Below are 16,212 nucleotides of genomic sequence, written 5' to 3' on the forward strand. Positions count from 1 at the left end.
TGTTATGGTAATATACAGATAAGTTTGCATTAATAAATAAAATATAAATAACAAATACAAAAAAGTATTTAACTTTTCATTAGCAAATTGTAATATAAACATCAAAAGCCATTATGCAATCTATAATTGTTGCCATAGCGAGTGAGTTCCGCTTTATGCTAACAAGAATAACAGGAGGAATAAGATTCATGACCAAGATTGAATTTCCGCAAGACTTTATCTGGGGTGCGGCAACAGCTTCCTATCAGATTGAAGGGGCCTACCAGGAGGATGGGCGGGGTTTGTCGATTTGGGATACGTTCTCTCGCATTCCGGGCAAGGTTATAAATGGTGATAATGGTGATATAGCTTGTGACAGTTATCATCGTTACCGCGAAGATATCGCTTTAATGAAAGAGCTGGGTATCAAATCGTATCGTTTCTCGATCGCTTGGCCGCGTATTTTTCCGGAAGGTACCGGGGAAGTTAATGCTAAAGGTTTGGAATTCTATGAATCCTTTATTGATACTTTGCTGGAAAATGGCATAGAGCCGGTATGCACTCTGTATCACTGGGACTTACCACAGGCTTTGCAGGATAAAGGAGGCTGGCGCAACCGCAGCACCATTGAGGCGTTTGTCGGATATTGTGAGATGCTATTTAGAACTTTCCACGGTAAAATCAAACAGTGGTACACGATTAATGAGCCCTGGTGCGCTTCGTTTCTGTCTCATTATTATGGAGAGCATGCTCCAGGGGACAAGGATTTGCAGATTGCAGTCGATGTGGCCCATCATCTGCTCATAGCTCATGGAGGAGCCGTTAGGAAGTTCCGCGAACTCCAGTATGACGGCAAGATTGGATATGCACCGAATGTGACTTGGATGGAGCCCTACAGTTCACGGCAGGAGGATCTAGATGCCTGCAGAAGACAGAATGGCTGGTTTCTGGAGTGGTTCATGGATCCGGTATTCAAGGGTAAATACCCGTCCTTTCTTGTAGAGTGGTTCCGTGAAGCTGGTGCTGAACTGCATATAGTCGAGGGTGATATGGAGCTTATCAGTGAGCCTATTGATATGCTGGGTATCAATTATTATAACGGCTCAGTTGCCAAGTTCGACAAGGAAGCCGGACTTATACAATGCAGCACGATGAATGTTGGCTACGAACATACGGATATCGGCTGGCCGATCTATCCACAAGGTTTTTATACCGTTTTAAGCTACATTCATTCCTTGTATGGAGATATTCCGATTTATATTACGGAGAATGGTGCATGCTATAACGAAGAGCCGGTAGATGGAGTGGTGTCCGATCAGAGACGCATTGAGTTCATCCACAAGCATTTGATTCAGTTAGAACGCTGCTTAACTTCTGGTATTCCCGTCAAAGGCTATTATTGTTGGTCTTTGATGGACAATTTTGAATGGGCATATGGCTATACCAAACGTTTTGGTCTGATCCATGTGGATTACAACACGCTTCAACGAACCAAGAAGGATAGCTATTACTGGTACCAGGATACGATAGCAAACGGTGGGTTTGATATTTAATATGGTGAATTTGCGGGAGCCAAGCGTTACATGCTAGCTTCCGTTTCTTCTAAGCAGGAGCTCTTAAATGTTGTCAACAATGTTCATGACGAAACCGTGTTTTCAATTTGGTGACAAAGAAAGCGCTTTGATTTAGGATGTGTACATAGGGGATGACCTTTAACAAGCTTAACAGCAAAGGAGTCCCATTCAATAATTTAAGGGGGCATTTCAAATGGCCACAACGGCAACTAAGCAAAATTCATCCGGTGGGGTACGGGTGAGAGTACAACAATTCGGCCGTATGCTTAGCGGTATGGTTATGCCGAATATCGGCGCTTTTATCGCCTGGGGGTTAATTACAGCTTTATTCATCCCAACAGGCTGGCTGCCTAATAAAGATTTGGCAACACTGGTTGATCCAATGATCAAATTCCTGCTGCCTTTACTTATCGGTTATACTGGCGGTCAGATGATTCACGGCAAACGCGGTGGAGTAATCGGGGCCATAGCCACGATGGGCGTTATTGTCGGTTCCGATATTCCTATGTTCCTTGGAGCCATGATCGTCGGTCCATTGGCAGGCTGGATACTGAAACAATTCGACCGTGCGGTTGAAGGCAAAATCAAAGCTGGCTTCGAAATGCTGGTCAACAACTTTTCATTGGGGATTATCGGCGGGGCTTTAACCCTTGGAGCCTATAAAGGTATCGGACCGCTAGTAGTAGGTCTTACCAATATATTGTCCGATGGAGTAGAGTTTCTTGTCAACAATCATCTGCTGCCGCTGGTCAACATTATTATTGAACCGGCAAAAGTGTTGTTCCTGAACAACGCCATCAACCACGGGATACTTAGTCCAATAGCGGCTGAAGAGTCCGCAAGATTAGGGAAATCCATTCTGTTCATGCTCGAATCGAACCCTGGACCAGGGCTTGGTATTCTGCTGGCTTACTGGCTGGTAGGACGTGGATCTGCTAAATCGTCCGCACCTGGTGCGGTTATCATTCACTTCTTTGGCGGTATTCACGAAATTTACTTCCCTTACATCTTGATGAATCCCCGCCTGATCCTGGCTGTTATCGGTGGTGGTGTTACTGGTACATTTACTTTCCAATTGCTGGGTGCAGGTCTTACAGCCTCTCCTTCTCCGGGTAGTATCTTTGCCTACATTGCAATGACGCCTAAGGGTGAATTCTTCCCGATGTTTGCGGGTGTAATAGCTGCAACTGTTGTATCCTTCCTCATTGCTTCTGTTCTGCTGAAGACCAGCAAGAAGAACGGCGAAGAAGAAGAAGATCTGGAAGAAGCAGCAGCAAGAGTAAGAGAAATGAAATCCGCGGGTACAGCAGCGCAAACAGCAGCTACTGTAGTCACAGCTAACGTTGCCGCTAATGTCCGCAACAAAGCTGATGTTAACAAAATTGTCTTCGCTTGCGATGCAGGTATGGGTTCCAGTGCCATGGGTGCTTCCGTGCTGAGAAAGAAATTGCAAGCAGCAGGCATTAACATTACAGTCGTTAACTCTGCAGTCAGTGAAATTCCGGCAGACGCCGATATCGTGATTACCCAGAAGACGCTGACTGATCGTGCAATTGCCAACAGTCCGAATGCAGAGCATATCTCTATTGACAACTTTCTGAAGAGTCCTAAGTATGATGAGCTCGTGGAACGTTTGAAGTAAGAGGCAAAATTGTACATTGATATTTTAAACGTATAAAATGGTGAATAAAGGAGACGCTGGCTGACAAAGCCAGCGTTTGTCTCCATTTAAGGCGAGGGTCCCCAGATATGAGGAAAATTACCGCCAGGCAACGCCAGATGATATTGCTCCTCTTAGGAGTGAGTGAGGGAATTACGGCGGCTGAAATTGCGGCAGGTACTAGAGTAAGCGTAAGAACCGTTCATCGGGAAATGGAAGACATCGAGTTGATCCTGCAGGATTTCGGTCTGGATTTAAGCAGGAAATCAGGAAAAGGGCTTCAATTGAACGGTCCTGAGGCCGGTCTTGAGAAATTGCGTCTTTTTTTGCGGGAAGAAAAGTTGGCGGAGTACTCGGGTGAGGACCGTAAAGTATATGAGTTATGTGCTCTACTGGAGGCTGAGGAGCCTGTAAAGCTCTACTCCCTTGCTCATTCATTGAAGGTAACCGTGGCATCGATCAGCTATGATCTGGATGAACTGGAGCCGTGGGTCCGAAAGTTCGGATTACTTCTGGTGCGCAGAAGAGGATACGGTGTGGAGATCACCGGTTCTGAGATAGACAAACGCCGGGCCATAAGCCGTCTGGCCGCTGAACATCTTGATTTGTCAGATTTGGTGGGCCATAACTTGCAGCTTGATGTGAATCCAATATTCAAGATGCTGTTGTCTACTGTAGGTAAGAATAATCTTATGCACGTGGAGAACACGTTATGGGACATGGAATGGAAATGGACAACAGAACTGCCGGAAATCGTATACATGGAGCTTCTGCTGGGTCTAGCCGTTACTACAAGACGGATAGAGATAGACAGAGGTGTGGATAGCGCCGAAGAGGCGGGATATACACGTTTGTCTAATCATCGTAATATTGCAGGTGCAGAGATTTATGCGCAGCGGCTGGGTGAGACTTTGGGTCTGAAATTTCCATCGGTGGAAATTGTTTATATTGCCGGATTATTTGATCAGGTTCAGGATTCATTCTCCTCTGCAGGCTTTGCTTATGGAGATATTGAGTTGATGGAAATTGTATATAGACTGACGGAGAGTGTTGTGAAGCGGACAGGGATTTCCTTCCAAAGCGATCGCTCACTACGAGAAGGTCTGCTTGAGCATATTGATCCGGCGTTGAAACGGATTCGTGAAGGAACCCGTATTCGAAATCCTCTTCTTGGACCCATACGCAGAGATTATGAATACTTATTCAATATCGTCCGGGCAGCGGTTGAGGATTTGCAGATGGAGCCGGAAATTCCGGATGAAGAAATCGGGTTTCTGGTCATGCACTTTGGTGCATCCGTGGAACGATTGAATCAACTTAGGCGTAATGTACGGGCCATTCTCGTCTGTGCCAGTGGGTTGAGCTCTTCACGGCTGTTGGCTACAAGGCTTACAAAGGAGATGCCGCAGATTGTAATTCTACGGAATATTTCCTGGTACGAGGCTGCTCGGCTGCCGGAGGATACCTATGATCTGATTATTTCAACGATTGATCTTCCACTGGATAAAGACCGATATATCAAAATCAGCCCTCTGCTGTCAGCGGAAGAAATAGAAAAGCTGCTGAATTACATTCAGAATACTACATTGAGTGATCGGAAGATTTCTTCACCCGGCGAACCTGACAAATCGGTTCGGGAGGAAGCAGCATTAGACCGAATGAAGAGTCATCAAAGCATTCTGAATGAGATGGTTAGTTTGCTCGAACGTTTCCGGTTTCATCCGTTGGATAACAGTGGGATGAGCTTGCGAACAACACTTTCGGAAATGCTGGATATGCTGAGTGGCAGCGGTGTGATCGGTGATGCCGATATTCTGCTGGAGCGTCTGCTGGAACGGGAGAGAATGGCCAGTCAAGTCATTCCAGATACAAGGCTCGCGCTGTTCCATACACGAAGCAGCCACATTCATATGTCCTCGTTGACGTTATATCGTCTGAGACAGCCCGTTCATCTGGAAGGGAACACCGAGGTCAGAGTGATTCTGCTCATGCTTGCCCCGCGCAAGTTATCTAAGGAGAGTCTGGAAGTGCTCAGTGAAATTAGCGCCTTGCTGCTGAATTCTGAATTAGTCAAGCTGTTGGAGGAACGGACGGAGTCGGAGATCAGGCGATATTTATCGTCAGAACTCCTGCGTTTTTTTGAAAATAAAATTTGAAAGCGAGAGAAACCATATGAGTATACTGTCAGAAGATAAAGTAATAATGAATGGTGCCGCAAAAGATAAATACGAAGCGATCACTATGGCTGGTAAACTGCTTGTTGCTGCAGGACATGTGACTGAGGAATATATTCCTAAAATGCTGGAGCGTGAAGAGGTAGTATCGACCTATATGGGCGAAGGGCTTGCCATTCCGCACGGCACCAAGGAGGCCAGACCTTTTATCAAATCTACTGGATTGTCTGTAGTTCGCTTTCCGGATGGCGTTGATTTTGGCGGTGATGAACCAGCTTTTGTCGTCATTGGCATTGCAGCTGCGGGCGATGGACACATGGAAGTACTGACGAATGTAGCTATGATCTTCTCCGAAGATGGCGCACTTGATCGTGTAATGAATGCTGCTACTGCCGCTGATATCATCGCTATCTTTGAAGGAGGCGTTGAATAATGAAGGCTGTACACTTTGGCGCGGGTAATATTGGCAGAGGGTTTATTGGTCTATTGTTATCTCAGGCGGGTTATGAAGTATGCTTCGTCGATGTGAATGAGGATTTTGTCTCGCAGCTGCAGAAACGTGGAGAATATCCGGTGACACTGGCAAGTGATGGTCAGGAAACGGTAATGGTTAACAATGTAACAGCGCTCAGCAGTGTAACTCATGCTGCAGAGGTGGTTGCGGCCATTGCCGAAGCAGACCTGGTTACAACAGCTGTCGGCGTATCTATCTTGAAATTTATTGCGGGTGCAGTTGCTGATGGTATCAGCAAACGGGTGGCTGTTTCCGCAGCTCCGCTGCATATCATCGCTTGTGAGAATGCGATTGGCGGGAGTGCGCAGCTCAAAGAACTTGTGCATGCGAAGCTGGATGAAGACACCCGCCGCAAAGCAGATGCTTCTGTGGCTTTCCCGAACGCTGCAGTAGACCGAATTGTGCCGCTTCAGAAGCATGATGATATTCTAAAAGTAGTTGTTGAGCCCTTTTATGAATGGGTCGTGGATTCCTCGCAGATGATTCCGGGTTATACTCCTATAGAGGGTGTACATTATGTGGAGAATCTGGAGCCTTACATTGAACGCAAGCTGTTCACAGTAAACACCGGACATTGCTCAGCTGCTTATCTGGGTTACCTGCGTGGCTACGAAACCATTCAACAGGCGATGGCCGATGAGCCATTGACGGCTCTGGTGCGGGAAGTGCTAGAGGAGACTGGTGCTGTATTGGTGCAGAAACATGGCTTCGATAAAGCTGAGCATAGCAAGTATATCGATAAAATCCTTGAACGTTTCCGCAATCCCGCGCTGACGGATGAAGTGTCCCGTGTAGGCCGTTCTCCGCTCCGTAAGCTGTCTCCGAACGACCGGCTTGTGTCACCGGCGCTTCAGGCTTGCGAGAGAGGGCTGAGCTACACTGCACTGACCCGTTCCATGGCTGCAGCTCTGTTATTCGACGTTACTGATGATCCAGAAGCAGTGGAGCTTCAAGCTGCTATTGCCGAGCTTGGAGTCGAGGCCGCAGTTACTAAGTACACAGGACTTGCTGCAGACCATGAAATACACCAATCAGTTATGGCCGAATATGGCAAGCTGAAGAAATAATTCACTTGAATATGAAAAGCCGAAGGGAGGATAATCTTCCCATCGGCTTTTTGTCATTTCAATATTATCTGAAGAAGTCTCAGCTATTCTCAATAATCGTCTGAAGCGTTGTGCGGTCCAGCCCTTCTACCAGCTTGATTAGCAGTTCTTTGGCTGCTGCATAGTCATCGCTGTGTATTACAGACGAGGCAGTATGTATGTATCGTGAGCAGATACCTATTACTGCTGACGGTACACCGATTCCACTGACATGCACCTGACCGGCATCCGTTCCCCCTTGGGAGACAAAATACTGATATTTGATCCGGTGGGTATCCGCCATATCTTGAACATATTCGATCAGTCCGCGGTGGGTGACCATCGTTGGGTCATAAATGCGCAGCAATGCGCCTTGACCGAGCTGGCCGAACGCTTGGCGATCTCCAGTCATATCGGCAGCAGCGCTGGCATCCAGACCGAAGAAAATGTCAGGTGAGAGCAGATTAGCCGCAGTGCGTGCTCCCCGCAATCCTACTTCTTCCTGTACGGTAGCTCCAGCGAAGACGGTATTCGGCAGCTTTTTGCCATGCAGCTCTTTAACCAGTTCAATGGCCAACCCTAGGCCGTAGCGGTTATCCCAAGCTTTAGCCATAATTTTCTTAGGGTTGGCAAGTGGAGTAAAGGGACAAATCGGCAGGATTTGCTGGCCCGGGGCAACGCCGAAGCTCTCTGCTTCTTCTCGACTATCTGCTCCGATATCAATGTACATCTTGCGGATATCTACAGTCTTGCTCCGCTCTTCATCACTCAACAAATGGATGGGAGTGCTTCCCACAACGCCTGTCAGCGTTCCCTTGCGAGTAATGATCTGCAGTCGCTGCGAAGCTACAGCAGCGGACAGCCAGCCACCCAGCGGCTGGAAACGGATCATTCCGTTGTCAGTGATGCCGGTTACCATGAAACCTACTTCATCAAAATGCCCAGCTACCATAATTTTGGGCCCATTCTCTTCACCGCGCAGCACACCAAACAGGCTTCCTAGACGATCCTGCACGAATTCATCAGTATACGGTGCCATAGCATCCTTGACGTAAGCGCGCAGTTCGCGTTCGAAGCCTGGAGCTGCGGGGAATTCAGTCAGAGTCTTGAATAAATCCAACGTTTCTTGATTCATATTCGTATCGCTCCTTTGTTAATCATCTTATCCAGTATGAACATTGTCGGCTCGCTTGTCCATGCTTGAGGCAAACGAACACCGGGCACAATCACTCCGAATACTATGCAGTAGTGGCTCTGGTGGCAGGAGCAGTAGAAAGGATGCGAATCTAGGATGAGGGTAGCTGATAGTATGCTGAAAGGAAGGAAACCGGTATACTCCCGGAGCGTACAGGCCAGCAGAATGGTAAAGAGACACCGGTATCGGTACAGCTTAGAGAATGAAACTGTACTGATACTTGTTCTGTTTATGCTGCTGGTTGTGGTGTTACTGTATTTTTCCTGAGCTCTAAGGGACATAACAAAGCAATAAATGGCTAACAATAAGAGAAACTTCTAAGCGAAGACAAGTTAAAGGGGCCACACAGGTATTTCGAGAGGCCATGAGGCCCCCTTCGTTTAACTTCAGGAGGTGTCCTCTTTGCCAGTGAAAACCAAAAGATCCGGTGTCAAGCTGCGGCTTGATACGCTGACTCCACAGGATTATGAGAAATTGTCCAAGCCATTTGTGCCAGCACGACCTGTATTTAAAAACTGTGTGCGGGCCTTCTTCTCGGGCGGCCTGATCTGTGTCATTGGACAAGGCATACAGGAGGCCTTTATGGCTATTTTCGGAATGACTTCCAAGGAGGCGGCGAGTCCTACCGTTGCTGTGATGATTCTAATTTCGGTTATACTTACCAGTTTTGGAGTGTACGACAAAATGGCTCAATGGGCTGGCGCTGGCACAGCGGTACCCGTCACAGGTTTTGCCAATAGTATGTGTTCCGCCGCACTTGAGCATCGTGCCGAAGGTCTGGTGCTCGGGGTTGGCGGGAACATGTTCAAGCTAGCCGGATCTGTAATTGTGTTTGGAGCTGTGGCGGCCTTCGTGATTGGCATAATCTATGCCTTTCTGGGCTTAGGAGGTGGGCATTAAGATATGCAGCAACTCGGCAGTCAGACCTGGCAGTTCACTACTCGTCCTGTAATTTTAGGTTCTTCCGCCGTGGTAGGACCCGAGGAGGGAGAGGGGCCGTTAGCAGCGGATTTTGACTTCATCTATGACACTTTGAAGATGGGGGAGAAAACCTGGGAAAAGGCAGAGCGCACTCTTTTTGAGAAAGCTTCGCAGCTGGCGTTGTACAATGCGGGAATAGATGAGAAGCAACTGGAGTTTTTTGTCGGTGGAGATTTGATGAATCAGATTATCAGCAGTTCTTTTGCAGCAAGGAAGCTGGGTGTGCCTTATCTCGGAGTATTCGGCGCCTGTTCTACCTCTATGGAAAGCCTGGCAATCGCCTCAATGATTGTAGATTCTGGAGGCAGCAAATATGTACTGGCTGGAACCTCAAGCCATAATTGTACGGTGGAGAAGCAGTTCCGTTACCCGACTGAATATGGTTCTCAAAAACCACCAACCGCCCAATACACAGTAACTGGCTCTGGCTGTGCGGTTATCGGCAAAAATGATGGTTCCGGCAAAGGGGTACAGGTCGTATCAGCCACCATCGGACGTGTAATGGATTTAGATATTACCGACCCATTTAATATGGGGACAGCAATGGCACCTGCTGCGGCAGATACAATAACAGCGCATTTCCGGGACACCACCCTTTCCCCGGGATATTATGATTTGATTATCACCGGTGATCTCGCATCGGTTGGTTTGCCTATAGCTAAAGCCTTGCTGGCAAAAGAGGGCATTCCCATGGAGCAAACCAAGTTTGATGACTGCGGTCTGCTTATTTATGATTTGGACAAGCAAAAATATGTGATCGCTGGTGGAAGTGGCTGTGGCTGCTCTGCAGTCGTAACTTATGGACATATTCTGAAACGTATGAAGAAAGGGGAGCTGAAGCGAGTGCTGATTGTAGCAACTGGCGCTTTACTGTCACCTTTATCCTATCAGCAGGGCGAGAGCATTCCCTGTGTGGCACATGCTGTAGCCCTGGAAATCGGAGGTGAAGGAGTATGATTTATTTATGGGCTTTTTTAATCGGAGGAGCGATTTGTGTAATCGGTCAGTTGATGTTCGACGTATTGGCACTGACACCTGCACATACGATGAGTACCTTGGTTGTGGCAGGAGCTATTGCTGATGCTTTCGGGCTGTATGATCCCTTGGTCAAATTCGCCGGGGCGGGAGCATCCATTCCTATTACCAGCTTTGGGAATTCCCTAGTGCACGGAGCATTAACCGAACTTGAACAGGAAGGTTGGATCGGGGTAGTCACCGGTATGTTCAGTTTGACTAGCGCCGGGATTTCATCAGCGATTGTGTTCTCATTCCTAGCAGCCTTGGTGGTAAGACCAAAGGGTTAGAAACACACAACTCAGCAGAATAAATAAAGACCGCCAATGGAGGTGGTCTTTATTTATTGATAGGACTTTAGAAGTGAATTTTGCTAGTTGCAGCGGGTGCAGATGGAGGCTACAGGAAGTCGTGTGGAATATTTATTAGTTCGTGTGAGAACATCTGTGGACGGACTTTACGAGTTCACTGGTAACTTTAAAGGGGAAGTTGAGATGGTGGGGGCCATTACGAGCGAGGTAGCCATCGGATTTCAGGAGGTCTCCAAAGGAATTGAATATCAGGCTAGTAGCATAGCAGATATTACAGAGTCTATTTCAGTATCCGACAATCACATCCGTGATGTAGCAGGGTATTCTATAGAGATGAAAGAGTTGTCCGCCGAAACGGCTGCGGTCAGTGAGCAGGGAAGCGAGAATATTTCGATGCTGACGGGTCAATTCTCCGAGCTGCGGGAAGTGATGGATATTACATCGAAACAGATGCAAGTGTTCTCTCAAAGAAGTATAGATGTTCATACGATGTTGGATGGAATTACACAAATATCAAGACAGACCAATCTGCTAGCACTGAATGCATCTATTGAAGCAGCTCGTGCTGGAGAACATGGAAGAGGATTCGCAGTAGTTGCCGGAGAAGTACGTAAGCTTGCTGAGAGTTCCGGGCGAACGGTTGATTCAATTAGTGGTGTAATGGCAGGCCTGCAGCTTCAGACAGAGACACTGATTGCACAGTTTGAGCATAGCCGCGAGATTCTAAGATTAGGCAGCGAATCCGTTCAAAGCACTGAAAAAGTGTTCCAATCTATTCAGGTTAATGCTCATAAAGTACTTGTACAGGCCGGAGATGTGGAGGAAAGCTCATCTGGAATGAAGCATTTCTCCGAAAAAATTGTAAGCGAAATGACGGAGTTTTCCAGTGTTACCGAGCAGTCCAGCGCCACAACGGAAGAGATTCTCGCAGGTGTGGAGGAGCAGCGCAATATTACAAATCAGATGGTGGAGAGCTTTAAACAGCTGGAAAGTCTAATCGTAGGACTAAATGAACTGGTATCTGATAAGGAAACGACGAATTAAGCCTTGAAAAAAGGTTGAGCTGGAGCCTCTGCTTCAGCTTTTTTTCTGGTTGTATATATATCTTCAATTTCCACGTTACAATAATGTACTTTGGGTCCCCGAATCATGTAAAATATAAATGATACTGCTTATTCTGACATAGGAGGTTTACCATATATGCCCGTACGTCAAGAATCAATGCAAATAGTACATGCTGTTCGCACTAATCTGGAATCCTGCATACTAGGCAAATCATTTGAGATACAATTATTGCTGACGGCATTACTTGCCGGTGGGCATGTCCTGATTGAGGATGTGCCGGGAACTGGCAAAACCCAGTTGATTCGGGCACTCTCAAGATCAATGTCAGGTGAATACCGCCGGATTCAATGCAACCCGGATATTCTGCCGAGTGATATAACCGGCGTGTCGGTGTATCATCCGCGGGATGAGATGTTTCATTTTCGACCAGGACCGGTCATGACGAATATTTTACTCGCTGATGAGATCAACCGGGCTACAACCAAGACCCAGTCTGCACTTCTGGAAGTCATGGAGGAGCGGAATGTAACCGTGGACGGCGAGACCTATCCTCTACCGCATCCGTTCATGCTATGCGCCACCCAGAATCCGATTGATTTCGAGGGGACTTATACGTTGCCTGAGGCTCAGCTTGATCGCTTTATGCTGCGAATGAGCCTAGGCTATCCTGATGCTGCAACCGAGAAGAGTCTACTGCTCAGCCATCAGGAAGGACAGCCTCTCGACAGACTTTTGCCAGTAACAACTATGGGTGAGATTGCTGCCATTCAAGAAGAGATTCGTGAGATTTATATAAGCGATCCCGTATTGACCTATCTGCTGGATGTTGTACGTCAGACGAGAGTACATCCGCTTGTTTTGCTGGGTGCCAGTCCACGGGCTTCGTTATCCTTTATGATGGCCTGTAAAGCTTATGCCTTTTTGCAAGAACGTGACTATGTGCTTCCTGATGATGTAAAGGTGCTCGCGCCGTATGCACTCGGCCATCGCATTCTGCTGCGTCCAGAGTCGCGTCTGGACAACGTCAGTGTGGATTCTATGCTGCAGAAGCTTCTGCAGAGTATAAATGTACCTGTTGCGATGAGGCAATAAAATGAGACGTTTCTTGTCTGCGGCGGCAGCTGTCATCCAGCCGGCGAAGCTCGTCGGCATACTCGTGATTTGGTGTATTACTCTAATGTACGTACTTTTTCAGGGCGGCAAGACATCATTTATGCTCTTTATTATGGTCTCCGTACTCCTGATTTATTTAATTGTCGGAGGTTTGGGTGGTGTCCGGCGCGCTCGGGGCTCTCGCAGCTTATCTTCTGGTCAAGACAAGCCAGATCTGTTGTATGCCGGGGGATATTTACGCGTGAAGCTTAATATTACGATTCCGGGATTTCTGCCGTTGCCCTATGTGGTGGTAAGAGAGATTCTGCGGCGGCATAATGGCGAATCCTGGGTATTTGAGGAAAGTGTTATTCCCAGCATGAGGGGAAAAGGCGAACTGCGCTTTCAGACACCGCTGCTGGAACGGGGGAGTTATATGTTCTCCGAGACGGATATCTTAAGTGAGGATATATTTGGTCTGGTTGAGCACAAGGGGACATTTATGGCTGAAGGGCATTTTCGTGTGCTGCCTCGTGCTATATTTGTCCCGCGCTGGCAGTTGTACGAACGGAAATCCCGGCTGGCGGGACCACAGGTCTCGCTTGTGCAATCTAGGCGGGAAACTACGCAGATCAATGGTGTCCGCGATTACGTTTACGGTGATCGTCTGACGCGTATTCATTGGAATGCTACTGCCAAGACCGGCTCCTGGAAATCCAAAGAGTTCGAGCATGAATCTGTCCCCAAAACAATGCTTGTTCTGGACGGCAGTGCGTCGGCTTACGCGACTTCGCATCAATTTGAGCTGGCGGTTTCTGTTGCTGCTTCACTGCTCGGCTTCGGTGTACGTGAGCGTATTGGCATTGGCTTGTGCTGTTTAGATAAAGCTACCAAAGTATTTACCCCTGCGGAATCAGGGGCAGAACGGCAGAAGATGATTCAATATTTGATTGATATCAATGCTGAAGGTCGTGGTCCGCTAGTCTCCAGACTGGAAAAAGGACAGCTTATGTTCCCCAAAGGTTCATATTTCGTGCTGATCAGCCCTCAGAGCGGCAAACCTGTACTGGATACGCTGCGCTGGGCAGAGAGCAGGGGAATGACGCCTTCACACCTGCATGTACGCAATCCTTCAGGAATAAACCGCAATACCGATTGGATGGATGTGTTGAGATCACGCAATTTATCTGGCTATAACATCCGTTCCCTTCAGGAGCTTCCCGCAGTATTAGGAGGGGATCTATGATGAGAGGCTGGCTGAATCTGCAGAAGTCGTCCTGGCACCGTTCCATTAGTCTACTATGGGTTATGATCATTGCGCTGCAGTGGGTCTCCTACACAGATTCGATCTGGCTTACGGTGACAACTGCCCTTGTCTCGATTGTCCTGACAACAGTGGCTGTTATAGAAATCCTTTTGCCTGTCAGATGGATATACCGGCTGCTGATGGAAGCAATAGCTATTGTCTATATTATGTACCGCACGCTCATTCACTATGGTATTTACCTTACTGATCCAATGCTTACCCTGAGAGAAGAACTACCGAATATAGCTGCCGAGATGCTCCCCTATCTATGGTTTGTATTAGGCGCTTGGGGCCTGCTGCTGCTATCGTCATGGTGGGTATCCTCAAAGGCCCGCATCTTGCTATTTATAGGGATGAACATTGCTGCGTTTGCTGCCTTGGATTCCTTTACACCCTCTATATTGTGGCAGGAGGTAGCTTGGACAGTATTCGCCGCAATGGGATGGCTAGTAACTCAGCATTTGCGGAACTTCCAACTTCAATATCCGAATGGCTGGTCCTATCTGCTTGATTATCCTATTAAAGTAGTCGTTAATATAGCCATCATCTTCTCATTAGTTATTATTACTGGTGTTAATATGCCTGAAGTAAGTCCTACCCTGACTGATCCCTATACGGCATGGAAAGACTGGAATGGAACAGGGACGTCTTCCGGCTCCCGTTCCAAGGGGATTTCACAAACCGATAATGGAAATACCGCTGTGAATAATACCACCTCCGGCTATAGCATGGATGATGGGAATTTGGGTGGAGGCTTCAGCTTTGATTATTCACCGGTGATGACAGTGACCTCGGATTTACGCACCTATATGCGCGGAGAGACTCGCAGCGTCTATTCTGGAAGTGGTTGGACAGATAATGACCGGATTAACCGGGGACCACTCAAAGGTGCATCGGTGGGTGAAGGTCTGGAGACCACGGTAGCCACCAAAGTCCAGTACCAGGCGCTGCAACAAACGGTTAAGCTGCTAAACAACAATGATTATCCAGTGCTCTTTGGTCCTTATGCTATCTCCAAAGTGGAGTCCGTTAATGGTGAGAACAGTAGCAATGGGTTGTTCTGGAGAAGCCGGGATAGTGAGCTGCTCTGGGATACCGACGAAAATAACCGTAAATATCCGCTGTCCTACGAGTTAACCGCTGAGGTACCTGTCATTCCAGTTCAAGAGCTGACCGCCAAGACTTATGCGGAGCTGTATGACGGGAATACTATGGATAAGCAATTTCTGCAACTGCCCGATAAATTCCCGGCAAGGGTGAAGGAACTGGCCGAAGAGATAACGGCAACGGGACAAACACCGTATGAAAAAACGGCGCTTTTGCAACAATATCTACAGGAAACGTTTCCGTATACCAATGAACCGGATCTAACACGCAGTACAAGCTCGGATTTTGTAGATAGCTTTCTGTTTGAGGTGAGGGAGGGCTATTGCGATTATTATTCTACTGCCCTGGTAACAATGGCCCGTTCTTTGAATATTCCTGCACGGTGGGTTAAGGGTTATGCGCCTGGAGAACAAGCACAGCTACCGGATAATATGGCTTTACAGCAAGGAAGAATCCTTAATAATAATTACACTATTACGAATGCAGATGCCCATTCCTGGGCTGAGGTCTATTTTGGGGAATATGGCTGGATTCCCGTCGAGGCAACCCCAGGCTTCAATGTTCCTCTGCTGACACAGAATGAGAATACTCCTGATTCAGATCATACAGATCAGGAAGAGAATGAGCCGGACGAAGCAACGGCGGTGAACGACGGCGCAGGACAGACAGGATTCCATCTGGGAGACTGGGCTGTCGTAGCAGCGGCAGCAGTATTATTGGCGTGGCTAACATACCTGGTTTGGCAACAGCGCTTTAACCTTCGTTTCTTGGTTCAACGACTGCGCAATAGGCGTCCGTTAACACCGGATCAGAAAATTGTGGCGGAAACCGAGCTGTGGATTCGCTATATACATCGTAAAGGATTAACAAAAGAAGAGCATGAAACACTGCGTGAAGCAGTAGGACGCTGGAGCCGTGAACGTCCGGCCATTGCCGAAATTCTCTATTCACTGCTGGTACTGTTTGAGCAGGCGAAATATAGCCCAGATGTTATTGAAGACAAAGACTGGCGCAGGGTGTATACTGAAGCTTTGCGGCTGCGGAAAAGCATGAAGTCCAAAAACTAAGGTTATGCAGTAGTGAATCCCTGTAGCAGATTCATATGCGTTGCGCAAAGAGTATGATATAGTTTTTGGTATGAAATCGAGGTGAACG

The 16,212-nt window shown here is 47.6% G+C and carries 13 protein-coding genes; 12 read left to right on the forward strand and 1 reads right to left on the reverse strand.

The genetic code is table 11. The features are described 5' to 3' along the window. Positions 1–188 precede the first annotated feature (188 nt). The 5 genes from GJB61_RS04385 (at position 189) to GJB61_RS04405 (ending at position 6,968) form a co-directional block, all read left to right on the forward strand. Positions 189–1,532 (forward strand): GH1 family beta-glucosidase, encoded by a 1,344-nt coding sequence (locus GJB61_RS04385; RefSeq protein ID WP_154117210.1) that lies wholly within the window; start codon positions 189–191, stop codon positions 1,530–1,532. 214 nt (positions 1,533–1,746) lie between these two features. Then, entirely contained in the window at positions 1,747–3,195 is a 1,449-nt protein-coding gene (locus GJB61_RS04390) for a PTS mannitol transporter subunit IIBC (RefSeq protein ID WP_154117211.1), read from the forward strand. 107 nt (positions 3,196–3,302) lie between these two features. Beyond that, positions 3,303–5,369 carry a BglG family transcription antiterminator gene (locus GJB61_RS04395; protein WP_154117212.1) on the forward strand — a complete coding sequence of 689 codons (2,067 nt, stop codon included), beginning with the start codon at positions 3,303–3,305 and terminating at the stop codon, positions 5,367–5,369. 16 nt (positions 5,370–5,385) lie between these two features. Further along, positions 5,386–5,820, forward strand: coding sequence for a PTS mannitol transporter subunit IIA (locus GJB61_RS04400; protein WP_154117213.1), 435 nt, complete (start codon positions 5,386–5,388; stop codon positions 5,818–5,820). Then, entirely contained in the window at positions 5,820–6,968 is a 1,149-nt protein-coding gene (locus GJB61_RS04405; RefSeq protein ID WP_154117214.1) for a mannitol-1-phosphate 5-dehydrogenase, read from the forward strand. Before GJB61_RS04400 ends, GJB61_RS04405 begins: the two co-directional genes overlap by 1 nt. A 79-nt stretch (positions 6,969–7,047) precedes the next feature. Here GJB61_RS04405 and GJB61_RS04410 read toward each other — a convergent pair whose 3' ends face one another. Continuing rightward, the gene (locus GJB61_RS04410) at positions 7,048–8,121 is read right to left on the reverse strand and encodes a M42 family metallopeptidase (protein WP_154117215.1); all 1,074 of its coding nucleotides are present in this window, start codon (positions 8,119–8,121) and stop codon (positions 7,048–7,050) included. Positions 8,122–8,631: 510 nt separating this feature from the next. Between GJB61_RS04410 and spoVAC the strand changes: the two genes are divergently transcribed. The 7 genes from spoVAC to GJB61_RS04445 all read left to right on the forward strand — a co-directional run bounded on the left by spoVAC (position 8,632) and on the right by GJB61_RS04445 (position 16,124). After that, positions 8,632–9,081 carry a stage V sporulation protein AC gene (gene spoVAC / locus GJB61_RS04415; RefSeq protein WP_420819729.1) on the forward strand — a complete coding sequence of 150 codons (450 nt, stop codon included), beginning with the start codon at positions 8,632–8,634 and terminating at the stop codon, positions 9,079–9,081. Positions 9,082–9,084: 3 nt separating this feature from the next. Next, entirely contained in the window at positions 9,085–10,119 is a 1,035-nt protein-coding gene (gene spoVAD / locus GJB61_RS04420; RefSeq protein ID WP_154117217.1) for a stage V sporulation protein AD, read from the forward strand. After that, on the forward strand, positions 10,116–10,466 hold the full coding sequence (gene spoVAE, locus GJB61_RS04425; RefSeq protein WP_154117218.1) for a stage V sporulation protein AE: 351 nt from the start codon (positions 10,116–10,118) through the stop codon (positions 10,464–10,466). Before spoVAD ends, spoVAE begins: the two co-directional genes overlap by 4 nt. A gap of 123 nt (positions 10,467–10,589) precedes the next feature. Beyond that, entirely contained in the window at positions 10,590–11,531 is a 942-nt protein-coding gene (locus GJB61_RS31525) for a methyl-accepting chemotaxis protein (protein WP_195724232.1), read from the forward strand. Between the two features lie 156 nt (positions 11,532–11,687). Beyond that, entirely contained in the window at positions 11,688–12,644 is a 957-nt protein-coding gene (locus GJB61_RS04435; RefSeq protein WP_154117220.1) for an AAA family ATPase, read from the forward strand. 1 nt (position 12,645) lies between these two features. Further along, a complete protein-coding gene (locus GJB61_RS04440; RefSeq protein WP_154117221.1) occupies positions 12,646–13,890 on the forward strand; it encodes a DUF58 domain-containing protein in 1,245 nt (414 codons plus the stop codon). Beyond that, on the forward strand, positions 13,887–16,124 hold the full coding sequence (locus GJB61_RS04445; protein WP_229521440.1) for a DUF4129 domain-containing transglutaminase family protein: 2,238 nt from the start codon (positions 13,887–13,889) through the stop codon (positions 16,122–16,124). Before GJB61_RS04440 ends, GJB61_RS04445 begins: the two co-directional genes overlap by 4 nt. Positions 16,125–16,212: the final 88 nt, after the last annotated feature.

Origin of the sequence: Paenibacillus monticola, assembly GCF_009664975.1 — a bacterium.
Lineage (GTDB): Bacteria > Bacillota > Bacilli > Paenibacillales > Paenibacillaceae > Paenibacillus_AQ > Paenibacillus_AQ monticola.